Annotated in this window: 18 protein-coding genes; 7 read left to right on the top strand and 11 right to left on the bottom strand. The window is 62.8% G+C overall.

Annotated elements, in window-relative coordinates:
• Window positions 1–15: 15 nt before the first annotated feature.
• Complete coding sequence (locus tag HS968_RS19760) at window positions 16–702, top strand: phospholipase D-like domain-containing protein (protein WP_182368340.1); 687 nt, start codon at window positions 16–18, stop codon at window positions 700–702.
• Window positions 702–3413, top strand: a complete 2712-nt coding sequence (locus HS968_RS19755) for a DEAD/DEAH box helicase (RefSeq protein ID WP_182368338.1) — start codon at window positions 702–704, stop codon at window positions 3411–3413. The genes HS968_RS19760 and HS968_RS19755 overlap by 1 nt, the downstream gene beginning before the upstream one ends.
• Here HS968_RS19755 and HS968_RS19750 read toward each other — a convergent pair.
• The gene (locus HS968_RS19750) at window positions 3410–5164 is read right to left on the bottom strand and encodes a hypothetical protein (protein WP_182368336.1); all 1755 of its coding nucleotides are present in this window, start codon (window positions 5162–5164) and stop codon (window positions 3410–3412) included. The two genes, HS968_RS19755 and HS968_RS19750, sit on opposite strands and share 4 nt — an antisense overlap.
• A gap of 191 nt (window positions 5165–5355) precedes the next feature.
• On the opposite strand from HS968_RS19750, the gene HS968_RS19745 reads away from it, so the two are divergent.
• The gene (locus HS968_RS19745; RefSeq protein WP_182368334.1) at window positions 5356–5895 is read left to right on the top strand and encodes a YaeQ family protein; all 540 of its coding nucleotides are present in this window, start codon (window positions 5356–5358) and stop codon (window positions 5893–5895) included.
• Between the two features lie 72 nt (window positions 5896–5967).
• The gene (gene recJ, locus HS968_RS19740) at window positions 5968–7677 is read left to right on the top strand and encodes a single-stranded-DNA-specific exonuclease RecJ (RefSeq protein ID WP_182368332.1); all 1710 of its coding nucleotides are present in this window, start codon (window positions 5968–5970) and stop codon (window positions 7675–7677) included.
• Here recJ and dapA read toward each other — a convergent pair.
• The 8 genes from dapA to HS968_RS19700 all read right to left on the bottom strand — a co-directional run bounded on the left by dapA (window position 7674) and on the right by HS968_RS19700 (window position 16070).
• Window positions 7674–8540: a 4-hydroxy-tetrahydrodipicolinate synthase gene (gene dapA / locus HS968_RS19735; RefSeq protein ID WP_182368330.1), complete on the bottom strand. Its 867-nt coding sequence runs from the start codon at window positions 8538–8540 to the stop codon at window positions 7674–7676. The two genes, recJ and dapA, sit on opposite strands and share 4 nt — an antisense overlap.
• 119 nt (window positions 8541–8659) lie before the next feature.
• Window positions 8660–8827 carry a hypothetical protein gene (locus HS968_RS19730; protein WP_182371696.1) on the bottom strand — a complete coding sequence of 56 codons (168 nt, stop codon included), beginning with the start codon at window positions 8825–8827 and terminating at the stop codon, window positions 8660–8662.
• A 32-nt stretch (window positions 8828–8859) separates the two neighbouring features.
• Window positions 8860–10284, bottom strand: a complete 1425-nt coding sequence (locus tag HS968_RS19725; protein WP_182368328.1) for a gamma-aminobutyraldehyde dehydrogenase — start codon at window positions 10282–10284, stop codon at window positions 8860–8862.
• A gap of 79 nt (window positions 10285–10363) precedes the next feature.
• A complete protein-coding gene (locus tag HS968_RS19720; RefSeq protein ID WP_182368326.1) occupies window positions 10364–10864 on the bottom strand; it encodes a DUF3156 family protein in 501 nt (166 codons plus the stop codon).
• A gap of 1 nt (window position 10865) precedes the next feature.
• A complete protein-coding gene (locus HS968_RS19715; RefSeq protein ID WP_182368324.1) occupies window positions 10866–12287 on the bottom strand; it encodes an APC family permease in 1422 nt (473 codons plus the stop codon).
• A 14-nt stretch (window positions 12288–12301) separates the two neighbouring features.
• On the bottom strand, window positions 12302–13453 hold the full coding sequence (locus tag HS968_RS19710; protein ID WP_179622356.1) for an iron-containing alcohol dehydrogenase: 1152 nt from the start codon (window positions 13451–13453) through the stop codon (window positions 12302–12304).
• 116 nt (window positions 13454–13569) lie between these two features.
• A complete protein-coding gene (locus HS968_RS19705) occupies window positions 13570–15024 on the bottom strand; it encodes a gamma-aminobutyraldehyde dehydrogenase (protein WP_182368321.1) in 1455 nt (484 codons plus the stop codon).
• A gap of 134 nt (window positions 15025–15158) precedes the next feature.
• Complete coding sequence (locus HS968_RS19700) at window positions 15159–16070, bottom strand: LysR family transcriptional regulator (protein WP_119693279.1); 912 nt, start codon at window positions 16068–16070, stop codon at window positions 15159–15161.
• Between the two features lie 186 nt (window positions 16071–16256).
• Here HS968_RS19700 and HS968_RS19695 point away from each other — a divergent pair, with 186 nt between their 5' ends.
• Window positions 16257–16991 carry a tellurite resistance TerB family protein gene (locus tag HS968_RS19695; RefSeq protein ID WP_182368319.1) on the top strand — a complete coding sequence of 245 codons (735 nt, stop codon included), beginning with the start codon at window positions 16257–16259 and terminating at the stop codon, window positions 16989–16991.
• Between the two features lie 15 nt (window positions 16992–17006).
• Here the strand turns inward: HS968_RS19695 and HS968_RS19690 are convergent, their stop codons facing one another.
• The gene (locus HS968_RS19690; RefSeq protein ID WP_182368317.1) at window positions 17007–18779 is read right to left on the bottom strand and encodes a SulP family inorganic anion transporter; all 1773 of its coding nucleotides are present in this window, start codon (window positions 18777–18779) and stop codon (window positions 17007–17009) included.
• A 178-nt stretch (window positions 18780–18957) separates the two neighbouring features.
• Here HS968_RS19690 and HS968_RS19685 point away from each other — a divergent pair, with 178 nt between their 5' ends.
• Window positions 18958–20610: a GMC family oxidoreductase gene (locus HS968_RS19685; RefSeq protein WP_182368315.1), complete on the top strand. Its 1653-nt coding sequence runs from the start codon at window positions 18958–18960 to the stop codon at window positions 20608–20610.
• Here the strand turns inward: HS968_RS19685 and HS968_RS19680 are convergent.
• Window positions 20603–22249: a sensor domain-containing diguanylate cyclase gene (locus HS968_RS19680; RefSeq protein WP_182368313.1), complete on the bottom strand. Its 1647-nt coding sequence runs from the start codon at window positions 22247–22249 to the stop codon at window positions 20603–20605. The two genes, HS968_RS19685 and HS968_RS19680, sit on opposite strands and share 8 nt — an antisense overlap.
• A 163-nt stretch (window positions 22250–22412) precedes the next feature.
• Here HS968_RS19680 and prfB point away from each other — a divergent pair.
• A protein-coding gene (gene prfB / locus HS968_RS19675; RefSeq protein WP_179622350.1) for a peptide chain release factor 2 occupies window positions 22413–23508 on the top strand; the annotation gives its coding sequence in 2 pieces (ribosomal slippage) (window positions 22413–22484 and window positions 22486–23508; 1095 coding nt in all).
• Window positions 23509–23573: the final 65 nt, after the last annotated feature.

The following is a 23573-nucleotide window of genomic DNA, read 5'->3' as shown; positions in this document are numbered from 1 at the left end:
CGAAAGGGAATTTGCATGGATTTCAACCGACTCGACCAGCACCTGCGCGACAGCCTGGCCGACCTGCGCCTGAGTAACGAGGAACGCGACGAGCTGCGCGAGCTGGGCAATGACCTGAGCCCCGATCAGGTGCGCTACATGCGCAACCGCGCCTTCGCCCTGGTGCGTGAGTTGATCCAGAACCCCGAGGACGCCATGTCCGCCCTGAAGTGGCTGGAGCAGGTGATCAAGACCCTGGAGGTACGTTGCTCGCCGATTCGCGGCCATAGCAGCGCGCACTTCAGTCCTGGCGAGAGCTGCCGCCAGCGCATTCGCGACCTGTGCCGCCAGGCCAGGGAATCGGTGGATGTCTGCGTCTACACCATCTCCGACAACCAGCTCAGCGACGAGTTGATCGCCGTGCACCGTCGCGGTATCGCCGTGCGCATCATCAGCGACAGCGAAAAGCGTTTCGATGCTGGTAGCGACATCCAGCACCTGGTCGAGCAGGGCGTGCCACTGCGCATCGACAACAGCCCGTTCCACATGCACCACAAGTTCGCCCTGTTCGATGGCCGCCTGCTGCTCAACGGCAGTTTCAACTGGACGCGCAGCGCCAGTACCAGCAACGAGGAAAACCTGCTGGTGACCGATGACCCGCATCTGGTGGCCGAATATCGCCGCGAATTCGACAAGCTCTGGGCGCGTTACGCAGGTAACTGATGAGCGACCAACACGCCCGCCAGCTGATCGGCTTCTACCGTAGTTGCTACCTGGCCGACAGCCGCGACCTGGATCTGGACAACCTGGGCAAGCTGCCGGCCCAGCGCTGGGCCTGGCTCGATGGGCGTGAAGAGCTGGTCAGCGGCAGCCTGCCGCTGCTGCCCCTGTCGGCCGAGCTGGGGCTTGCCCTGGCTGAGGCCCAGGCCCTGTATCAGCGCGAGCTGCAACTGGTCTATGGCGTGCTGCCAGTGTGCGGCCGCCTGCAGCTGGAGCAGGGCGGCTCGCAGGCCATCTGCGGCCCGCTGTTCTACTACGAGGCCAGCCTGCAACCCACCGAGGATGGTAACGGCCACCTGCTCGGCATCGACGTGCAGCGTGCCCACGGCAACTGGCGCCTGCTACGCCGCCTGTTCGACGACAGCCAGGGGGGCGAGATCGACGGCCTGCCGCTACCGGCGGCGGCACTGGATATTGCCGGGCTTGGCGAGCTGCTGGCTTGGGTCGAACGTCATACCCTGGCGCGCGAGGTGACCGCTGCGGCCGGCTTTCCGGCGCTGGCCAGCGCTGACGAACTGGCCCAGGCCCAGCGTCGGCGCAGCCTGAGCCTGCTGCCCGGCGCCTTCGTTGCGTTGGTGCCGCGTGGCAGCGGCAGCCGTGGTATCGCCCACGAACTGCAACTGCTGCACGAAGCGCCGCATCTATCTCCTGCGCTGTTGCAACTGCTCGGTGAGACACCGCCGGTTCAGCTCGCCGGTTCAACCAGCACGCCGCAACGTTTGCCGGCGCAACTCAGCACGGCCCAGTGTCGGGCGCTGGACAATGCCGCGCGCTATCCCCTCAGCCAGATTTCCGGGCCGCCGGGCACCGGCAAGAGCTACAGCCTGGCGGCGCTGGCGCTGGATCGTTACTTGCAGGGTGAGAGCGTGCTGCTGGTCAGCCGCAGCGCCCAGGCAGTACGGGTGATCGCACAGAAGCTGCGCGAGGACTTCGGCCTACGCGACGGTGTGCTCGAAGGCGATGGCCAGAGCTTGCGTCAGGCCCTGCGTGAGCGCCTGGAGCGCCTGCTGCAGGGCGAGTTCGAGAACGTTTCCGAGCAGGCCGAGGAGCGTCAGCGCAGCGAGTTGCAGGTGCTGACCCAGGCTGAGCAACGGCTGTCGGCGGATTTTCGTGAACGGTGCGAACAGGCAGTGCGCTGGAGCCGCCTGCTGCTGCGCGCCGAGCGCGGCAGCCTGGCGTTCTGGCGGCGCTGGCTGCAGGTACCCTGGGTGCGCAAGCGCATCGGCAGCAGCGTGCGCCCCTGGGTGCTGCTCGATGAGCTGCGCTACTGTCAGCAGCGCCGTCAGCGTCTCAGCCGCGAGCACCTCAACAGCCATCGAGCGCTGAACCTCAAGCGCCTGCTGCTCAGCGATCGTGCGCTGTTCGTGCGCTACAACCAGGCCATCCGCGCGCGCAACTCGCAGCGCCAGTTGGCCCTGTTCGAGGATATCGACCCGGCCCGCCTGCTGGCAGCATTCCCGATCTGGGTGGTGACGCTGGACGAGTTGCACCGCCTGCTGCCGCTGCGCCCCGAGCTGTTCGACGTGATGGTGATGGACGAGGCGACCCAGTGCGATATCGCCTCGGCGCTGCCGGCCTTCCAGCGCTGCAAGCGCGCCGTGGTCACCGGTGACATACGCCAGCTGCGGCATATCTCCTTCCTCTCCCGCGTGCGCGAGGTGCAGTTGTTGCAGCGTGCCGGTCTGCAGGCCGAGGAACGCGAGGCCTGGAGTTACCGCGACAACAGCGTGCTCGATCTGGTCGGCCAGCAGTTGGCCAGCCAGGAGGCTGTGGTGTTTCTCGACGAACACTTCCGCAGCCGCCCGGCGCTGATCCGCTTTAGCAACGAGATGTTCTACGACCGCCGCCTGCGGGTGATGAAGGAACGTCCCGGCGTCCAAGGCTGCGACAGCCTGCAGTTACAGCGGCTGGATGGCCAGCGTGGGCGCAATGGCGCCAACGAGGTGGAGGTTGCGCGGGTACTGGCGCTCCTCGAAGCGCACCTGGCCGAGTACCGTGGCAGCCCGCTAAAGCCCAGTGTCGGCGTGCTGTCGCCGTTTCGTGATCAGGTCGAACTGATCCGCAAGCGCGTCGGTGAAACGCTGCCACTGGAACAGCTGCGCGAATTTCGCCTGCTGGTGGACACGCCCTATGGCTTCCAGGGCGAAGAGCGCGATCTGATGATCCTCAGCTTCGCCATCGACCGCGAGTCGAGCCAGGCGGCGGCCTACCTCAATCGCGCCGACCTGTTCAACGTCGCCATCACTCGCGCTCGCGAACGCCAGGTGCTGCTGTTCAGTGGCGACGAACGCCAGTTGCCCGCCACGCACCTGCTACGTCGCTATTTGGAGTCGCTGGAGATACCGGGTGCTGCCTGGCAACCTGGCGCCACCGATGCGGCGCGGAGCCAGTTGTGCGAGGCGTTGCAGGCCCAGGGGGTGACCACCTGGAATCACTACCCGCTGGCCGGGTTGGTGCTGGACATCTTTTGCCGGCGCGGCGACAAGTGCCTGGCCATCGACCTGATCGGCTTTCCGGGGGAGGGCGAGGGCTTTCTAGAACTGGAGCGCTACCTGGTGCTGGCGCGGGCAGGGTTGGAAACCCTGCCACTGAGTTACGGCCTATGGCGCGAGGCACCGGAGCAGGCGCTGGAGGCGCTACTGGCGCGCCTCTAGGTCGAGGCCTCGGTTTCGTTGCGCTGACCTTGGCTAAGCATGCCCCAGGATTTCCAGGTGGTGTCGTCATTCAGGCGCTCGAACAAGCGCTGCTGCAGGTGTTGGCTGCGTTGTTTGTCTTGCTCGGCCAGGCGCACGATACGTTGATGTAGCGCGTTTATGGGGGCGTCAGCGTGCCCGATAAGCGTTTTGAAGCTGATCTGTTCCACGGCTTCTTCCAGTCGATCTGCTTCGACATAAGCCTGTAGCAACGGCGCCTCCTGCCAGTCGCTGGTCAGGCCTTCCTCAAGCAGTTTCCTGGCAGTGTCCAGCTCGCCAAGCTTGATCAGGACTGTGACGAATTCATCGCAGTAGAAACTTCTATCGTCTTCTTCCTGGAACTGCGCATCGCGCAGTTGTCGTTCGATCTCTTTCGCCAGTGTCCGAGCCTGCTCCGGCTCGCCGAGTGTCTGCAGTAATTCACAGTGATGAATGCGCTCGGATAGTGCGTCGTCGAATTCGAGTTGGGCGTGCAGTTTGGCGATTTCTTCCAGATGATTGCGGATCGTCCAGCTATCGCGCTGGCTCAAGGGGCGCTTGGCTTGCTCTTTTAGCAGGTGTTGCAGGTAGAGCAGGCGCATGAATGGCCACTCCGGCTGTCCTCTGCGACTGCTCACCAGGCGATCCGACTGGCGTAGCAGATCTCCCGTCCAATAGTGCTGGCTTTCGCAATGGCGCTGCGCCAGGTTGAGCATGAGCCAGTTGAGCGTGGCGGGCTCCAGACGCGATGCTTCATCGTCCAGCAGTTTTTGCGCTTGCCGGGTATCGCCTTGCCGGACATACCAGTCCAGATAGTGCTCCAGCAGGATCGAGTGGGTGCTTCCGGTCGAGTTGAGCAACAGCTGTTGTGCCAGATCATGGCGCTGGTCATGCAGCAATTGAGCGAGCAGCTTTTCGTAATCCAGCAGGTAAGCGGCGGCGGAGTCGACGGAGCCCAGCAAGGTCAAGGTGTGCTCGTACTGCCCTTTGTCCAATAGCAACTGCGCGATGTAGCGCTTGTCTTCCTCGCTCCGTTCGGCGAGTTGAAGCAGTTCCGGATAGCGCTGAAATTCGGCCAGCGCCTGCATGAAGGGGCGCCACTCGATAAGCGAGCGCTGTTCTTCGGTATTTAATGCAGCTTCAGCCTTGGCAAAGCTCGCCTGCGCGGCATCGGGCATATCGCTGCATTGCTGCAGGCGCGCGAGAGCGATCAGTTGGTCGGCATCGAGCTGATCATCCTGGGTCAGGGCAGCCAATACGCTACGTGCCCCATCTGCTTTTCCCTCGGCCAGCAGCAGTTCGGCATGCAGCAGCGGTAGGCTGGAGAGATCTGCACCCAGGCGATTCTTTATCTCGAGCGCCTTGTCCCTCTGTCCGTTCTCCAGCAGGTACTGCAGCATCTCTACCAGGGCGTTCTGGGCGTAGGGCGCTTCGAGATGTGAGAGCAGTTTTAGCGCGTCCTCCTCCCTATCCAGCTTCAGCAGTACGCTGCAGAGCGAAACATGAGCGATTTGCCAGGCATCTCCCCACAGGCGGGAGGCGACCTGCAAGGCCAGCTCCGGTGCGCTGAGGCTCAGTATGCTGATGCGATTGATTTGTGCGGCGTCTGTGGGCGTGATGCGCGCATGGCGGCCTGAGACATCCACGTGAAGTTCTTCTTCCGTGCCGCTGACCGAGTTAAGGAGCCTGACGATGATGAAAAATACCATCGCCGCAATGATGAGCGCCTCCATGAAACCTCCTTGTGGCAGTGCTTTCCCTTGGGCATTCATCATGAATGCTCCGGCGTTGCGGTTTATACGGATCACCGGTCAGGCTGACAACCGCGTATCGGGACATTTGCCAACCTGTTCATTGGCGCGTCGGCATCGAGATGGCGATTCGCGTTAGACTTGCCGTCTTTCGACCAGCCAAGAAGCCCGCCATGGCCCTGCCATCGACCACCTACAAGATCGAACTGAACCTCACCGACATGGATCGCAGCGTTTACGAAAACCTGCGTTTCACCGTCGCGCGCCACCCCTCGGAAACCGAAGAGCGCCTGGCTGCGCGGCTTATCGCTTATGCATTGTTCTATCACGAGCAACTGGCCTTCGGCCGTGGCCTGTCGGATGTCGACGAGCCGGCGCTGTGGGAGAAGAGCCTGGATGACCGTGTGCTGCACTGGATCGAAGTCGGTCAGCCGGACAGCGAGCGCATCACCTGGTGTTCGCGACGTACCGAGAAATTCAGCCTGGTGGCCTACGGCAACCTGCGCGTGTGGCAGACCAAGTGCCTCGACCCGGTGCGCAGCCTGAAGAACATCAACGTGGTTGGCCTGGGCCAGGAGGCGCTGGCCGAGCTGGCGCTGGACATGCCGCGTTCGCTGTCCTGGAGCGTGATGATTAGCGATGGCGAGCTGTTCGTGACTGACGAGCGCGGTCAGCACGAGATTCCGCTGGAATGGTTGGCTGGCCAGCGTTGAAGCCGTAGGGCGGGTGCAACCCGCCGGATCACCTGTGGCGGGTTGCACCCGCCCTACACGAAAAGACTCAAGATGCGTATCGAAGCCCGTCCCCTACCTGCACAACTGCCCGACCTGGGTAACCTGCCGCCCCTGCTCACCCGTCTCTACGCCGCGCGTGGCGTGCAGTCCGCCGAGGAGCTGGACAAGGGGCTGGCGCGGTTGATCCCGTACCAGCAGCTCAAGGGCATCGATGCGGCGGTCGAACTGTTGGTTGAGGCGCTGGCGCAGCGTCAGCGTATCCTCATCGTCGGCGACTTCGATGCCGATGGCGCCACGGCCAGCACGGTCGGTGTGCTCGGCCTGCGCCTGCTCGGTGCAGCGCATGTGGACTACCTGGTGCCGAACCGCTTCGAGTACGGCTACGGCCTGACCCCGGAAATCGTTGCCGTGGCGCTGGAGCGCCAGCCCGATTTGTTGCTGACTGTGGACAACGGTATTTCCAGCGTTGACGGCGTGACTGCTGCCAAGGCAGCAGGACTGACGGTGCTGGTCACCGACCACCACCTGCCAGGGCCGGAGTTGCCGGCTGCCGATGCCATCGTCAACCCGAACCAGCCCGACTGCACCTTCCCCAGCAAGGCTTTGGCAGGCGTTGGTGTGATGTTCTACGTGTTGCTGGCGCTGCGTGCGCGTCTGCGTGAGACCGGTTGGTTCGCCAACCGCCAGGAGCCGAACCTGGGCGAGTTGCTCGATCTGGTGGCGCTCGGTAGCGTCGCCGACGTAGTGCCGCTGGACGCCAATAACCGCATCCTGGTGCATCAGGGCCTGGCGCGAATTCGCGCCGGCCGTGCGCGACCGGGCCTGCGCGCGATTCTCGAAGTCGCCGGTCGCGACCATCGGCGTATCACTTCCACTGATCTCGGTTTCATCCTCGGCCCGCGCTTGAATGCGGCCGGGCGCCTGGACGACATGAGCCTGGGCATCGAATGCCTGCTTTGCGACGACGAGGCGCTGGCCCGCGATATGGCGGTACAGCTCGACCAGCTCAATCAGGATCGCAAGGCCATCGAGCAGGGCATGCAGCGCGAGGCGCTGGCCCAGCTCAAGGATCTGCCCCTTGAGGACATGCCGTTCGGCCTGTGTCTGTTCGAGCCGGACTGGCACCAGGGCGTGATCGGCATCCTCGCTTCGCGTCTGAAGGAGCGTTACCACCGTCCGGCCATCGCTTTCGCCGATGCAGGCGAGGGGATGCTCAAGGGCTCGGCGCGCTCGGTGCCGGGGCTGCATATTCGCGATGCGCTGGACGCCGTGGCGGCGCGCCATCCGGGGCTGATCAGCAAGTTCGGTGGGCACGCGATGGCGGCCGGCCTGTCGCTGCCGCAGGCCAACTTCGGGGCCTTCGCCCAGGCTTTCGATGCCGAAGTGCGTCGTCAGCTGTGCGAGGACGATCTGACTGGCCGTTTGCTATCCGACGGTCAGCTCGACGTGACCGAATTCCATCTCGAACTGGCGCGCGCGTTGCGCAATGCCGGCCCCTGGGGACAGCATTTCCCCGAGCCGTTGTTCCATGGCGTATTCCAGATCGTGGGCCAGCGTATCGTGGGTGAGCGCCATCTGAAACTGGTGCTCAAGACCGAGTGCGGCAGCGTGCAGCTCGACGGCATAGCCTTCAACATCGACCGTGACGTCTGGCCCAACCCTACGTTGCGCTGGGCCGAGCTGGCGTACAAGCTCGACCTCAACGAGTTCCGCGGTAACGAGACCGTGCAACTGATGGTGGCGCATATCGCTCCGCGCTAGCACTTAAGCCTGGCCAGCACCTCCCGCAGTCTTTCGCGTGTTGCCTCTGTGCAGGGCAGCAGTGGTGCCCTCGGTTCCTCGCCGATCAGGCCCTGAAGCGCCAGCGCCGCCTTGATCGCCGATGGGTTGGCTTCGGCAAAGGCGGCCTGCATCCAGGGCAGCAACTGGTAGTGCAACTGACGGGCGCCCTGTAGATCACCGCCTGCCACACACTGCTGCATACGCACGTACAGATCGGCGCGGATATGTGCCGACGCCGAGATGGCACCGGCGCCACCGAGGCACAGGGTGTTGAAGATCTGCGTGTCCTCGCCGGCCAGCACCTGCACCAAGCCTTCGGCGATCAGCGTCATGGTGGTTTCGGCATCCCCCGCGCAGTCCTTGATGGCCTGGATATTGGGATGGCTGACGATGCGGCGCAGCGTGTCGCGCTCGATGCGTATTCCTGTGCGGTAGGGAATGTCGTAGAGCACCAGCGGCACCTCGGCTGCATCTGCCAGCGTGGTGAAGAAGTGCTCCAGCCCGGCCTGGGATGGACGGATGTAGTAAGGCGCCGGCACCAGCAGGCCGGCCAGCGGGCGCCGCTGGATTTCCCGTTGCAGGTCGAGCAGGGCGCTCAGTTGGTTGCCGGCCAGGCCCATGATCACGCGCTCTGCGGGGACGCGCTGGAGTACCGCATCCAGCACCGCCAGTTGCTCTACCTGGCTCAGTGCGGCAGCTTCGCCGGTGGTGCCGCAGACCACGAAGCCGGCGACGCCATCCTCCAGCAGCTTGCCCAGCAGACGGTCGAGGCTGGTGAAATCGATCTCACCGTTACGAAAAGGGGTGACCAGCGCCACCCAGATACCCTGAAAATTGGACATGCAAAACTCCTTGCGACTGACCGTCTGGTCGCCGTCAGGGAGGGGGCGGGAATCGAGCGGGAGGGGAGATACAACCTGGCGCTTGTCCTGTCAGCCCATCTGACGGGACAGCGCCCCGGTCAAATGAGCGACTGTTTCTTGGATTTCTTGGCAACGACGACGTACGCGCACTGGCAGGCAGTGAAGCCTGGGATCAGCGGCAGTTGGTCGAAGGTGGCGTACATGGAGAGCCCGTTGCGTAAATCGTTCGGTGATGTTGCGGGGTCGAGCGCGAGGCTGTCAAGCACGGGGTGGTTTCCCCGTGCCGGACAATTGCTGATCAGTGCTTGAACATGACGTGGCGAATGACGGTGTAGTCCTCCAGGCCATACATCGACATGTCCTTGCCATAACCCGAGAGCTTCACGCCGCCGTGAGGCATCTCGCTGACCAGCATGAAGTGGGTGTTGACCCAGGTGCAGCCGTACTGCAACCGGGCAGCCAGGCGATGGGCACGACCCACATCACGCGTCCAGACCGATGAGGCGAGGCCGTAGCTGGAGTCGTTGGCCCAGGACAGCACCTGGGCTTCGTCATCGAAGCGGGTGACCGATACCACCGGGCCGAACACTTCTCGCTGGACGATCTCGTCATCCTGGCGTGCCCCGGCCAGTACGGTGGGCTCGAAGAAGTAACCTGCACGATCGGCTCGCTTACCCCCGGTGATGACCTCGATGTGTGGCTGGGCCTTGGCGCGCTCGACGAAACCTTCGACGCGCTGCAGATGCTGCTCGGTGATCAGCGGGCCGAGTTCGACACCTTCTTCGTCCTGCAGACCAATCTTGAGCGTACTTACCGCCTCGCCGAGTTTGCTGACGAAGCGCTCGTAGATGTCGCGGTGGGCATAGATACGGCAGGCCGCGGTGCAATCCTGGCCGGCATTGTAGAAACCGAAGCTGCGGATACCTTCTACTGCGGCGTCTATATCGGCATCGTCGAAGATGATGACCGGTGCCTTGCCGCCCAGCTCCATGTGCATCCGCTTCACGCTGTCTGCGGTGCCGGCGATGATGCGGCTGCCGGTATTCACCGAGCCGGTCAGGGAAACCATGCGCACCTTGGGGTGGCAGGTCAGCGGCTCACCGACACTGGAGCCGCGGCCGAATACGATATTGACGACGCCTGCGGGGAAGATCTCTGCCAGCAATTGGCCCAGGTGCAGAGCGGTCAAGGGCGTCTGCTCCGAAGGCTTGAGCACGACGGTGTTGCCGGCTGCCAGCGCTGGGGCGAGCTTCCAGGCGAGCATCATCAGCGGGTAGTTCCAGGGTGCGATGGAGGCGACCACGCCAACCGGATCGCGGCGGATCATCGAGGTGTGCCCCGGCAGGTACTCGCCGGCGGCCGACCCTTGCAGGCAACGCGCCGCACCAGCGAAGAAGCGGAATACATCGGCAACTGCGGGAAGCTCATCGTTGAGTGCAGCGTTATAAGGTTTACCGCAGTTCTGCGACTCCATGCGGGCCAGTTGCTCGGCATTGGCATCGATGGCATCGGCCAGTGCCAGCAGCAGCGCCGAGCGCTGCCCGGGAGTGGTTTGCGACCAGTCTTCGAACGCCGCGTCCGCGGCGAGTACGGCAGCATCAACTTGGGTGATGCTGGCCTCTGGAATTTCCATCAGGGCGCTACCCAGCGAGGGGTTGAAGATGGTTTGAACCTCACCTTCTCCAGCGACCAGTTGGCCGTTTATCAAGAGCTTGGTTTGCATGTTATTGGCCTCGTTGCAGGGCCGGCACTGTCAGTACAGATGCCGGTCGGATGTTCTTCGTTAAATCGCTCTGGGGCAGTCAACACCTGGCTTGTAGCAGCGCAGGCAGTCCGGAGATCAGAGCCACTTCGTTTTCCTTCATGCGCACGAAGTAGTGCATCGGCGGTAGTAGCGTCCAGACGAAGCAGCCAGGCAGTGGGCGTACGCGCAGGTTCACCTGCCCCTGTTCACTGGTCAGCTCGACCTGCTCGGTATCCAGGCTACGCAAGCTAGCGGTCAGCTCGGGAGACTGGTTCAACCAGGCCTCCAGAGCTGTCTGGTCGCTCTTCCATTGGCGGCCCTTGACCCACTTGGCTCGGCCCTCTGGCACCGTGCTCATGTTCAGTGCGTAACGCACATCCAGCTTGTAGATACGGCTGAAGAACTGGCGGCGGACGTAGTAGTCCAGGCGCCGTTCGATACCGACTTGTTCGTCCAGTGCCTGCAAAGGGTCTTCTGCAGACGGCGCGTGTCCGAACTGCGTGCACAGATGCCGGAAGGCCTGCTGTGCACGGCGCTCTACGTTGCCGAAGATGTTCATCTCAGACGTGTTCCAGCGCTTTTGCCGAAGACGGGGTGGTGCGTGCTTGATCGACTTCCGTTGTGCTCAGCCCATAGAGCTGCTCCAGAGGAACCGGGCGGAACAGTGGAATGCGCTTGTAACGCAGCCAGCAGATGGCATAGGTCACGATCAACAGCATGAAGCCGCCGGAGATCGCATAGATGCGCAACTTCATTTCCGTCTCGGGGTGGATGGTCAGAATCATGTACAGGCAGGCTGCGATCCCGATGAGCTGAGGGATTGGGAACAGCGGGGTACGGAATGGCCGTTTGATGTTGGGGTAGCGGCGACGCAGGATGATCACGTTGATCTGGGCGATCACGTAGGACAGCAGCCAGGTTACGCAGGACGCCAGGATCAGGGTGGCGATCAGATCCATGTCGATGCTCAGCAGGAAGGGAATGCACAGCAGTGCGAACACCGCGATGATGCCGACCCAGGGCGTACGGAACTGTGGGTGTACATAGGTGAAGGCCTTGGGCAGCAGACCTTCGCGAGCCAGACCGTAGAGCATGCGCGGAACGGCCGCGAGGTGGGAGCTGACCGAGCTGGCGCTGGCCAGCACCGTGATCAGCACGATGAAGACCGCGCCGATATGGCCGAACATCGCCCGGGCACCTTCAACCTGTGGTGCGGTGGAGCTTTCGAGAATATTCAGCGGCACGTAATGGGCAATCGCCTGACCAAACAGCATGTCCGCCACGAAGATGGTCAGCAGGCCGAAAATCATGGCTTTGGGGATGGTCTTCTCGGGCTCGACCACTTCCTCGGCCATGGGCGCGACATACTCTATGCCGACGAATAGCCAGATGCCCAGGGCCAGAGATTGGAATACCACCTCCCAGCCTTTCGGGTTGAAGGGCACGCTCTGGATTTCGCCCACGGTGCCGATACTCAGCAGACCGAGCAGACCCATGATCGAGGTACCAATGATCATCGAGCCGGTGATCAGCACTTGAACCGAGCCGAATACACCAACGCCAACCAGGTTGACCACCAGGAACAGCACCAGCATGGTGATGGCAACGATGGTTGCACTGATCGATGGGAACAGGCTCTGCACCGCCAGCCCGGCCGTGATCGACTCCATCGCGCCGGCCGCGGAGACCAGCACGATGTAGCCACCCAGCACACTGACGATGGCCATGAATGGGCCCATGGCAATCAATGTGTAGTCACCGATCATGCCGGCGCCGGGCATGAACGATGACAGCTCGGCGTAAGAGAAGGAAACCAGGATGCTGACGAACATCGCGATCAGCGCGCTGACCATGAAGGCCGGGCCGACCAGGCCCATGCTGTAGCCGAGGGACACCATGGTGGTGCCGGCAACGACAAGCCCGGTGCAGGTGGCGAAGGCCCGCCAGAAACCGAGGGTTCTGTTCAATGAAGTGGATGTCATGTCCGTGCCTCGATTCAGTATTGGTAAGCCTGGTGGATGATCGCCAGGTAGCTCTCGACGCTCATGGGCTTGGCGTTGCTGCTGTCGGAAATATTGCTCTTGGATTTCTCGGCGATGGCCAGGAAGTCCTCTTCACGTACGCCGGCGACTTCCTTGAAGCGAGGGATCTTCAGCTCACGGCTCATGGCGAACAGGTGTTCCACTGCAGCCTCGGCGGCGGCTGCTGGAGCCAGCGTCGGATCGATGCCAAGGGCGTAGGCGACATCGGCATGGCGGCGCAGATCGGCATCGCGGTTATGGGCAAACACGAACGGCAGGAAGATGGCGTTGCCGACACCATGTGGCGTGTCGTACATGCCGCCGATCGCCTCGGAAATGCAGTGCACGCTGGCGATGTCAGCGTTACCGAACGCCATGCCGGCGATCAGGCTGGCGATCAGCATCTGCTCGCGGGCTTCTAGATTGTCCGGCTCCTGCACGGCGGGCTTGAGATAGCGTGCGATCAGGCGGATGGCATGCAGAGCCAGCCCATCACTGATGGGGTTCGCCGGCTTGCCGGTATAGGCTTCGATGGCATGAGTCAGGGCGTCCATGCCGGTGGCAGCTGCGATGGCCGGTGGCAGGGTGGTGGTGATGTCCGAGTCGAGCAGTGCCAGCACCGGGCCGATGCGGTAATCCAGCAGGCTCATCTTGAACTGGCGTTTAGTATCGGTGATGACCGAGAAGAAGGTGACTTCGCTACCGGTTCCGGCAGTGGTCGGAATGGCCACTACAGGTAGGGCAGGGCCTTGCAGTTGGAACGCGCCCTCATAGTCTTCGACCTTGCCTGGATGGGTGAGCAGCACTGCGATGGCCTTGGCGGCATCCATGGCGCTGCCGCCGCCGACTGCCAGCAGGCCGTCGATGCCCTGACCGCGGAACTGCTCGGCGACCCGGTTGACATCCTCGGCACGGGGGTTGGGCTTGACGTCGGCAACTTCTGCATAGCGAATGCCGGCCGCATCCAGGCTCTGGTAGATGGTTTCCAGCAGACCGGCCCGTTTGACCCCGGGGTCGGTGATCAGCAGAACATGGCGCAGGCCAAGCTCGGCCAAATGCTCGCCGGTGCGTGCGCGCAGGCCGGGCTCCATGACTATTCGGGTGGGTAACAGAAACTGGAACTGCATGATGGATACCTCTTGCTCGCAGATGCGCTGACGATTTTTGTTGGTGGCAGGTATGTCAGTGGCCGGCTAAGTCGGCTGACCTCGTTATGGTTGTTTTGTGGGCCGATCCTTGAGCCTCAGAGTGGTTTGTGGCGGGCCATGATGTGGCGCACCACGCTGTAATCCTGCAGGGAGTCGCTGGACAGATCCTTGCCATAGCCGGAGCGCTTGAGTCCGCCATGAGGCATTTCGCTGGCCAGCATGAAATGGGTGTTGATCCAGGTGCAGCCGTACTGCAGGCGATTGGCCAGCTGGAAGGCCTTGTCCAGATCCTGCGTCCAGACCGAGCTGGCCAGGGCGTATTCGGAGTCGTTGGCCCATTCCAGAGCCTGGCGCGGGTCTTCCACGCGGGTGATGGTCACGACCGGACCGAACACTTCGCGCTGGACGATTTCGTCCTGCTGGCGGCAACCCGCGAGCAGCGTCGGCTGGTAGTAGAAGCCGGGGCCGGAGTGCATGGCGGCGCCGGTGACCCGCTCGATATGCGGCAAGCCAAGAGCGCGTTCGACGAAACTGGCCACCCGGTCGCGTTGGCGGGTGCTGATCAGTGGCCCCATCTCGTTGTCGCTGTCCTTCTTGCGGGCGAAACGGATGTTGCCTATCGCATCGCCCAGTGCAGCGGTCAGGCGGTCATGGATGCCTTTCTCGGCATAGATGCGGCAAGCCGAGGTGCAGTCCTGCCCGGCATTGTAGAAACCATGGGTACGGATGCCTTCAACCACGGCATCGAGGTCGGCGTCATCGCAGACGATGACGGGCGCCTTGCCGCCCAGTTCCAGGTGAGTGCGCTTGAGCGTGCGTGATGCGCTCTGGAGAATCTTCTGCCCGGTGATGATGTCGCCGGTCAGTGACACCATGCGCACCTTCGGGTGGCCGACCAACTGGCTACCGACGCCCTCACCACTGCCGCAAACGATGTTCAGCACGCCTGGCGGAAGAATCTGCGCCAGTACCGGCGCCAGCGCGAGAATGGACAGCGGAGTGTGTTCGGATGGTTTGAATACCAGGGTATTGCCAGCCGCGAGAGCGGGGGCGATTTTCCAGGCGGCCATCATCAGGGGGTAGTTCCATGGTGCTATGGAAGCGATCACGCCGACCGGGTCACGCCTGACCATGCTGGTATGGCCGGGAATGTATTCGCCGGCGAGCTGGCCCTGTTGGCAGCGCACGGCGCCTGCGAAAAAGCGAAAGACATCAGCGGTGGCCGGAATGTCGTCCCGGCGTGCCAGATGCAGGGGCTTGCCACAGTTGAGTGATTCCAGACGGGCGAGCAGTTCGGCGTTACTTTCGATTGCCTCGGCAATCGCCAGGAGAAGGCCGGAACGCTGGGCTGGCGTGGTGCGTGACCAGGCAGGAAAAGCACTGTTGGCAGCCAGCACGGCCTGTTCCAGTTGCTCCAGCGAGGCTTCGGCAATGTTGATCAGAACGTCGCCAGTGGCCGGGTTGATGATCGGCTCGACGAAGCCCTCACCGCTGACCAGTTGGCCATCGATCAGCTGAGCGCTGTGCAGGGGCGGGAGGCTCGCGGACATTCTCGGACTTCTTCTTTTTCTCGTGTCGTTCTGCATGACGTCTCCTCGTGTGTCGGAGCGCCTGTATTCACGGAAGCGAGACTAGAGTCCGACAGTTGGCTTCACAAATTCTAAATATTGAAAGTAGCGTTCGATTAAATCGAAACCTTGCGATTTGTCGGCTGTGCCCGTGCCAGCGTCAGGAATGGATCGACCAGTACCGGTCGTGCCGTCCCCCTGCGCCAGGCCAGCCCGACCTCAAGTGGCTCGTTCAGATCCGCCAGCGGGCGGGCCTCGATGATGTCGCCCTCCAGTGACCAGGGGCGGTAGGTCATGTCAGGTTGAATGGACAGGCCGAGCCCTGCCGCAACCAGGCTACGTACGGCCTCCACCGATGCGGTGCGCAGGCTGACGCGAGGAGTGAGACAGGCGCGATGCCAGATACGCTGGGTGTGCAGGCCCATTTCATCGGCGTTGAGCTGGATCAGTGGTTCGCTGGCTACATCGGCCAGGGTGATGCTGTCTCGATCCAGTAGTGGGTGACGCGGTGGTAGCCAAAGGCGGTGCGGAGAGTGCGTCAGCACTTCGGTCTGCAAGGCATGGCGATCTTCGAGGTTGGAGAGGATCAGGACACCGACATCAATCTCCCCGGCGACCAGCAGATGCTCGATGTAGGGTCGCTCGTCCTCGATAACGCGCGTCTGCACATTGGGGTAGGCGTGTTGAAATCGCGTGATCAGGTCGGCCAGGTAGTAGCCTGCGACCAGGCTCGTCACGCCGATGGTGAGCTGGCCTTTAACCTGGGATGTGCTTTGCTGCAGGCTGCGCTTGGCGTTTTCCACCGTGGCGAGAATCAGGTGGGCCTGCCGCAGGAACTGGTGGCCCTGGTGAGTGAGGCTCATCCCCTTGGCATGGCGGTTGAACAGGGTAACGCTGATTTCTTCCTCCAGTTGCTGAATCGCCTGGGTCAGTGTCGACTGGGAAATGAATACAGCTTGAGCCGCCGCAGATATCGAGCCTGTCTCGGCAACGGCGATGAAATGGCGAATCTGGCGCAGGGTCATCATGGCATTGAGAGGTTCTGACAGTTTTGCCCATTATGGTTTATCGAATGTGTTCTTCCTCGTTCTTTTTCATCGAAAGCTTGGCCGTGTTGAAGGGAAATATAGGCAACATCTGGAATTGATCTGCTTACCGACGCTCTATAAGGGCAGGCATAGAATCGGCCGCATTTGCGCAAGAGGAATTCCTTCATGAACACACGTGGCTTGCTCGATCAACTGCTCAAATCCGGGCAGGACTTGCTGCAACAGAAGGGCGCTGGCGGCGCCTCTTCTGGGCTGGGTGGGGCGCTGGGCGGTTTGCTCGGCGGTGGTGCAGGCAAGGCTGGTGGTAGCGATCTGGGGGCGATGCTCAAGGGCGCCGGTGGCGGTGCCGCGTTGGCCATGCTGCTGGGCAACAAGCGTGTGCGCAAGGTCGGTGGCAAGGTGGCCATTTATGGTGGTCTGGCCGCGCTCGGCGTGATGGCCTACAAGGCCTACGGCAACTGGCAGGCGCAACAGGCCCAGCAAGGTCAGGCGCAACCGGTCGAGCCGCAGACACTGGATCGTTTGCCGGCGCCGCAGGTCGAGCAGCACAGTCACGCGATTCTCAAGGCACTGGTGGCCGCGGCCAAGGCCGACGGTCATGTCGATGAGCGTGAGCGTCAGTTGATCGAGGAAGAGCTGGGCAAGCTGGCCAATGATGCCGAGCTGAAGCAATGGCTGCACACCGAGTTGAACAAGCCGCTCGATCCGGCCGAGGTCGCGCGCGCCGCTACCACTCCGGAAATGGCCGCCGAGATGTACCTGGCCAGCGTGCTGATGGTCGACGAGGAGCACTTCATGGAGCGTGCCTACCTCGAAGAGCTGGCGCGTCAGTTGCAGCTCCCTCCCGCACTCAAGTCCGAACTGGAAGCTCAGGTGCGGTCACTGCCAGCCGGCGTCTGACCGCCCCTTCGCATTTCAATCCGCATGCCAGGCCTTGTCTGGCATCGCGTCCCCGCCATGATCGTTCAGGTAGGCGTCGACAGCGGCGCTTACCGTAGGCTGATGATGGCGCTCCTGCCTCTCGTTCAGCAGACCAAAGCGTCGTAGCTTGTCCATCATCGGGCCCTTTACCTCGGCAAAATGCAGCTCGATGCCGGCATCTTCCAGCATCTTTTCCAGTTCACCGAGCATGTCGGCGGACGTCACGTCGATACTGGTTACCGGTTCGGCTGCGACCACCACACGGCGTACGGCGGTGGGAGATTGCGCGATCGCCTGCAGCAGGCATTGCTGGAACAGTTCGGCGTTGGCGAAGAACAGTGGCGCGTCCCAGCGAAACAGCAGCAGGCCCGGTATTTGCTGGGCTTCGGGATAGCGCTCGATATCATGGAAGCCACGGATGCCATCGACCTTGCCGAGAATGGCGTAGTACGGCCGCCAGGCATCCCAGAGAAACTCGATCACTGCCAGCACCAAGGCAATGCCGATGCCGGGAATGACGCCGAAGGTCACCACGCCGACGAAGCAGGCCATCGATAGCCAGAACTCCCATTGCTGCACGCGGAAGATGCGCTGCAGATCGGTAATGACGAACAGACCAATGACAGCAGCGATCACCACTGCGGCAAGTGCGCTGGTGGGCAGGTACTGCATCAGATTGGGCGCCACGACCAGCAGCAGGGCGACGCCCAGGGCACCGACCACGCCGGCGATCTGAGTCTTGGCCCCTGCGGCCTCGGCGACGGGGGTACGTGATGAGCTGCTGCTGATGGGGAAACCCTGAAACAGGCCGCCAATCAGGTTGGCGGCGCCGAGGCCGACCAGCTCCTGATTGGGATCGACCTGATGCCCGGTGCGAGCCGCATAGGTGCGTGACAGTACGCTGGTATCGGCGAATGCGACCACGGCGATGGCGATGCCGCCAATCACCACACTGGCGATATCGACACCGCTGAGCCAGGGCAGGACGAAGCTCGGCAGACCTTGTGGCAGCTCACCGAGAACCTGAACGCCGTGAGCATCGAGATCCAGCAGAGCGACCGCGAGCGTCGCCAGCGTCACTGCGATAAGGATGCCGGGAAGCTGTTTGAAGCGTTTCAGCAACAGGATCAAGGTCAGCGTGCCAGCGCCGACTGCCAGGCTGTAGAGGTTGGCCTGGCCATCCAGCAGTGCGGCGCCGATTGCACGGATATCGCTGAGCGGGCCCTGGCTGTCGATGGAAAAGCCGAACAGCTTGGGGGTCTGGCTGATCAGTACGCTCAGGGCGATACCGTTCATATAGCCGTAGCGAATCGGCTTGGACAGCAGTTCGGTAATGAAGCCCAGGCGCAGAAAACCGGCGATTATGCAGGTCAGCCCGGCAACCACCGCCATCATGCTGGCCAGGGTCACCGCGCGCATTGGGTCGCCGCCGGAAAGCGGCAGCACCACGGCGAGAATCAGCGCTGCCAGCGCCGAGTCCGGGCCGAGTACGAGGATGCGGCTCGGGCCGAACAGCGCGTAGGCCAGCAGAGGCACGATGGTCGCGTACAGGCCATAGATACCGGGCACGCCGGACGCTTCGGCATAAGCGATTCCCACCGGCACCAGCATGGTGGTCAGCACCAGGCCGGCGGCGATGTCCTTGGGCAGCCAGGCCAGCTGGTACTGCCTGAGCATCAGCAGGCCGGGTAGCCAGCGCAGCCAGCCGTTCTGTGGCTGAGCGGCGGGAAGTGGCTTGTGCGTGTTGCTCGGTGAAGCTGGTGGCATCGCAATGGCTCGGGCGGGAATCGTGGCAAGTAAAGCGCAGAGCGCAGTTGCTTAACCATAGGTGTCGTCCGTCGATGGGCGAGCATTCATCCGTTGCATCAGACCAAAAGATCATTCTGCGCGGCTTGTTCGGCGGCTAGTCTCAGGGTTTCGATTCGTTGCTCTTGCGAGGATGCTCATGGCGCAGCCGCCCCTGGAATGTTACGACTACCTGATCGTCGGCGCCGGCCCGGCCGGTTGCCTGCTGGCCAACCGGCTCTCCGCCGATCCTGGCGTCAGCGTATTGTTGATCGAGGCCGGCGGGCGCGATAACTATCCGTGGATCCACATTCCGGTTGGCTACCTCTATTGCATCGGTAATCCGCGTACGGACTGGTGCTACAGCACCGAGAGCGACCCTGGCCTGCACGGCCGTTCGCTGAAATATCCGCGCGGACGTGTGCTGGGTGGCAGCTCTTCGATCAACGGCATGATCTACATGCGTGGCCAGGCGGCTGACTACGATGGCTGGGCGGCGGCTGGCAATCCGGGCTGGGCCTGGCGCGACGTGCTGACGCTGTTCAAACGCTCGGAGAATCATTTTGCCGGCGGCAGCGAGCTGCATGGCGGCACGGGTGAATGGCGGGTCGAGCGCCAGCGGTTGTCCTGGGACATTCTCGAAGCCTTTCGCCAGGCTGCAGCGCAGACTGGCATCACCAGCATCGACGACTTCAACGGCGGCGATAACGAAGGCTGCAGCTACTTTCAGGTCAACCAGAAGCGCGGGGTACGCTGGAACGCCTCCAAGGCATTTCTGCGCGGCATTCGCCAGCGCCCCAATCTGCACGTGTTGACCGGTGCGGAGGCCGAGCGTCTGGAACTGGATGGTGGCCGCGCCAATGCGCTGCACCTGCGCTGGCAGGGGCGGGCGCTGCGGGTCAGCGCTCGCCGCGAGATCATCCTGTGTGCCGGTGCCATTGGTTCGCCGGTGCTGCTGCAGCGCTCCGGCATCGGCCCTCGACCCGTGCTCGAACGCCTGGGCCTTGGCGTGAAGCACGAGCTGCCCGGCGTTGGCGAGAACCTGCAGGATCACCTGCAACTACGCCTGATCTACCGGGTCAGCGGGGTGAAAACCCTCAATCGCATCGCCGCCAGCGCGTGGGGCAAGTTGGGCATGGGCTTGGAGTACCTGTTCAATCGCAGCGGGCCGCTGGCCATGGCGCCCAGTCAGCTCGGCGCTTTCGCCAGGTCGAGCCCCGAGCAGTTGCGCGCCAACCTGCAGTACCACGTGCAGCCACTGTCGCTGGAGCGTTTTGGTGAACCCCTGCACGATTTCCCGGCATTCACTGCCTCGGTTTGCAACCTGCGCCCATACAGCCGCGGGCGTGTCACGATCACGTCGATGGATGCCAGCGTCGCGCCATCGATCATGCCGAACTACCTGAGCGATTCACGCGACCTGCAGGTGGCGGCCGACGCGATTCGGCTGACCCGGCGCATCGTCGCTGCGCCTGCTCTGGCGGGCTATCGGCCCGAGGAATACAAGCCGGGGCCGGAATACCGTAGCGAAGAAGACCTGCAGCGGGCCGCCGGTGAAATCGGTACCACCATCTTCCATCCGGTGGGCACCTGCGCGATGGGACAGGGGCGCGAGGCTGTGGTCGACGCGCGTCTGCGCGTGCATGGCATCGCCGGGCTGCGTGTGGTCGATGCCTCGATCATGCCGAGCATCACCTCAGGCAACACTTGCTCGCCGGTGCTGATGATCGCGGAGAAAGCTGCGCAGATGATCACCGAAGACGCACGGCGCCAGGTGCCGGCGCCCGCGGTGCGCGAGGCCCTGGTCAGCTGAGGTGTTTTTCGAGTTCGCTCTGGAAGAGCGCCCGGTTACGTCCGTCTTGCTTGGCGCGATACAGCGCCTGGTCGGCCAACTGCAGCACCTCGTCCAGCTCATTGTGATCCACCGGCCAGAGCGCACCGCCTATGCTGCAGCCGATGGCAACTGCTCCTACCTCCAGCAGCACTGGCTGGCCGAGCGTGGCGATGGCCCGCTCAGCCACCTGGCGCGCGTGCTGTTGCGCGTCCTGCCCTGGTACTTGCAGCACCATGAGGAACTCGTCACCGCCCAGGCGCGCGACCATGTCGCCATCGCGCAGGCAACTGCGCAGGCGCTGGGCGATCTCCCGTAGCAAGTGATCGCCAGCGGCATGACCGTGGATATCGTTGATCGGTTTGAAACCATCGAGATCGAGATAGAGCAGGGCCAGACAGCCATGTTGCAGGTGGCTGCGCTGTTGGGCCTGGGGCAGGAATTTCTCCAGCGCCATGCGGTTGGGCAACCCGGTCAGGGCGTCGTGATGGGCGAGGCTCTCCATGACGCCAAGCGCCGTCTGTTGCAGGGTCAGGCTTTCTACTAGATGCCGGATCGACTGACTCAGTTGGTGAACTTCACGGCTGCCGCGCAGCTCGGGAATTTCGTTGATCTCGCCTGCGCTGAGGCGATCCGCGGCGGTGGCGATTTCCTGCAGGGGGCGGGTGAAGTAGCCGCTGATCACCCAGCCGAGCATGGCGAAGATCAAGGCCAGGCCGCAGCCCCAGAGCAGGATGGTGAGCAGCAGGCTTTGCGCGGGGGCGTAGGCCAAGTCCAGTGACTGGCGCGCGACGACAGTCCAGCCCAGGCCGGGATAGTCCTTGTAGCCCTGGCTCAGGGTCAGACCGGTAAGGTATTCGTTGCCATCCGGCCATTGCTCCACCGCCCAACGGCTTTCGCCCGGTTTCAGGCCGTCGAGTGCCGGCAGGCGCAGGGACTGCCCGATCATCTCGCGAGGGCCCAGCAGAATGCTGTTATCCCGCCCGATCACGAAGAACTCGATCATGCGTCGATCCTGGATCGGGGCGAGAATCGATTGAGCGACCTCATTGGCCCAGCCCCACGACAGGTGGCAGGCCAGTACGCCGGCCAGGCTGCCATCGTTCGCCGTTACCGGCAGGCTGATGTCGACGAACTTCATCGCCTCACCGCTGGGGTTGGGCAGCAGCTTGGCCAGCAGTACGGCCTCGTGCACGTCGCCGATGAACAGATCCTCACGCCCCTTCAGGTAGACCGGGCGCTGGGCAATGCTGGCGCCTTCCAGCACGCCATTGCTGGAGGCCAGCACCTGGCCTGCTGGGTCGGTGAAGCCGATCCAGGCGATGCTGGGAATTTCCTTCTGCAGGCTGTCGAGCAGGCGCCGTATCTCGGCCGGATCCTCCGGTTGCCGCAGTGTTTGCAGGTTGCCGAGCACGCGCAGCACTGCCGAGCGCGAAGCCATGTCGCGATCCAGGCGGTCGACCATCGCATAGGACACCTCGGCCATGTTTCGGCCTATGTCCTCGCGGATCTGCTGGCTGGTGTGCTGGCCGATCAAGGTGCCCAGCAGCCAGGTGAGTGCACCGACCAACAGGGCGATGAAAAGGGCGATATGGCTACGCAGGCTATGCGATGGGGGCATGCTGGGGATCCGAGAAAGGGCGTTGTTATTGGCTTTGTGACCAGTATAGATCGCCGTTGATCCATTGAGCCGTGATCACGTGTCAAGAGTGTGCTGCCAGCCTGTTCAGGCTCGGGTATAATCGTCGGCTTTCCGTCCGATTTGCCCGCGAGAGCCGCCTACCATGGAAATCAATCCGATCCTCAACAGCATCAAGGATCTCTCCGAACGCACCCAGACCATTCGGGGGTATCTTTGACTACGATCAGAAGCATGATCGTCTGGTCGAAGTAAACCGCGAGCTGGAAGACGCCAGCGTCTGGAACAAGCCCGAGTACGCCCAGGCCCTGGGCCGTGAGCGCGCCATGCTGGCGCAGATCGTCGAAACCATCGATGACCTCACTGGCAGCCTGGCCGATTCCAAGGATCTGCTGGAAATGGCCGCCGAAGAGAACGACGAAGGCGCGGTGAACGACGTCGCCGCCGAAGTCGAGCGCCTGCGCGAGATTCTCGAGAAGCTCGAGTTCCGCCGCATGTTCAGCCACGAGATGGATCCGAACAACTGCTACCTGGACATCCAGGCCGGTTCCGGCGGCACCGAGGCCCAGGATTGGGCCAACATTCTGCTGCGCATGTACCTGCGCTGGGCTGACAAGCGCGGCTTCAATGCCGAGATCGTCGAGCTGTCCGAGGGTGAAGTCGCCGGCATCAAGGGCGCCACTGTGCACATCAAGGGCGAGTACGCCTTCGGTTGGCTGCGCACCGAGATCGGCGTGCACCGCCTGGTGCGCAAGAGCCCGTTCGACTCCGGCGCCCGTCGTCATACCTCGTTCTCGGCGGTGTTCGTCTCGCCCGAGATCGACGATAAGGTCGAGATCGAGATCAACCCGGCCGACCTGCGTATCGACACCTACCGCTCCTCCGGTGCTGGTGGTCAGCACGTAAACACCACCGACTCGGCGGTACGTATCACCCACGTGCCGACCAACACCGTGGTGGCCTGCCAGAACGAACGTTCGCAGCACGCCAACAAGGACACCGCGATGAAGATGCTGCGGGCCAAGTTGTACGAGCTGGAGATGCAGAAACGCAACGCCGCCTCGCAGGCGCTGGAAGACAGCAAGTCGGACATCGGTTGGGGCCACCAGATCCGCTCCTACGTGCTCGACGACTCGCGCATCAAGGATCTGCGTACCGGCGTCGAGCGTAGCGATTGCCAGAAAGTGCTCGATGGCGACCTCGACGGTTACCTCGAAGCCAGTTTGAAGCAGGGGCTGTAAGGCAGCACCAACCCTGTAGGTGAGAGCCTGCTCGCGACGCTTTGTAACGGGCTCGCGAGCAGGTG

The organism is Pseudomonas berkeleyensis (assembly GCF_014109765.1).
Taxonomy (GTDB): Bacteria; Pseudomonadota; Gammaproteobacteria; order Pseudomonadales; family Pseudomonadaceae; genus Aquipseudomonas; species Aquipseudomonas berkeleyensis.
The sequence above is the reverse complement of the archived record's forward strand: the minus strand, read 5'-3'. Positions and strand labels throughout refer to the sequence as shown.

Excerpts from the sequence above, each read along its gene's own strand:
- HS968_RS19685 (WP_182368315.1), top strand. The coding sequence starts at position 18,958 with ATGGCGCAGCCGCCCCTGGAATGTTACGACTACCTGATCGTCGGCGCC.
- HS968_RS19705 (WP_182368321.1), bottom strand. The coding sequence starts at position 15,024 with ATGTCCGCGAGCCTCCCGCCCCTGCACAGCGCTCAGCTGATCGATGGC.
- HS968_RS19745 (WP_182368334.1), top strand. The coding sequence starts at position 5,356 with ATGGCCCTGCCATCGACCACCTACAAGATCGAACTGAACCTCACCGAC.
- HS968_RS19710 (WP_179622356.1), bottom strand. The coding sequence starts at position 13,453 with ATGCAGTTCCAGTTTCTGTTACCCACCCGAATAGTCATGGAGCCCGGC.
- dapA (WP_182368330.1), bottom strand. The coding sequence starts at position 8,540 with ATGTCCAATTTTCAGGGTATCTGGGTGGCGCTGGTCACCCCTTTTCGT.
- HS968_RS19715 (WP_182368324.1), bottom strand. The coding sequence starts at position 12,287 with ATGACATCCACTTCATTGAACAGAACCCTCGGTTTCTGGCGGGCCTTC.
- HS968_RS19720 (WP_182368326.1), bottom strand. The coding sequence starts at position 10,864 with ATGAACATCTTCGGCAACGTAGAGCGCCGTGCACAGCAGGCCTTCCGG.
- HS968_RS19750 (WP_182368336.1), bottom strand. The coding sequence starts at position 5,164 with ATGGAGGCGCTCATCATTGCGGCGATGGTATTTTTCATCATCGTCAGG.
- HS968_RS19680 (WP_182368313.1), bottom strand. The coding sequence starts at position 22,249 with ATGCCCCCATCGCATAGCCTGCGTAGCCATATCGCCCTTTTCATCGCC.
- HS968_RS19700 (WP_119693279.1), bottom strand. The coding sequence starts at position 16,070 with ATGATGACCCTGCGCCAGATTCGCCATTTCATCGCCGTTGCCGAGACA.
- recJ (WP_182368332.1), top strand. The coding sequence starts at position 5,968 with ATGCGTATCGAAGCCCGTCCCCTACCTGCACAACTGCCCGACCTGGGT.
- HS968_RS19725 (WP_182368328.1), bottom strand. The coding sequence starts at position 10,284 with ATGCAAACCAAGCTCTTGATAAACGGCCAACTGGTCGCTGGAGAAGGT.
- HS968_RS19695 (WP_182368319.1), top strand. The coding sequence starts at position 16,257 with ATGAACACACGTGGCTTGCTCGATCAACTGCTCAAATCCGGGCAGGAC.
- HS968_RS19755 (WP_182368338.1), top strand. The coding sequence starts at position 702 with ATGAGCGACCAACACGCCCGCCAGCTGATCGGCTTCTACCGTAGTTGC.
- HS968_RS19760 (WP_182368340.1), top strand. The coding sequence starts at position 16 with ATGGATTTCAACCGACTCGACCAGCACCTGCGCGACAGCCTGGCCGAC.
- HS968_RS19690 (WP_182368317.1), bottom strand. The coding sequence starts at position 18,779 with ATGCCACCAGCTTCACCGAGCAACACGCACAAGCCACTTCCCGCCGCT.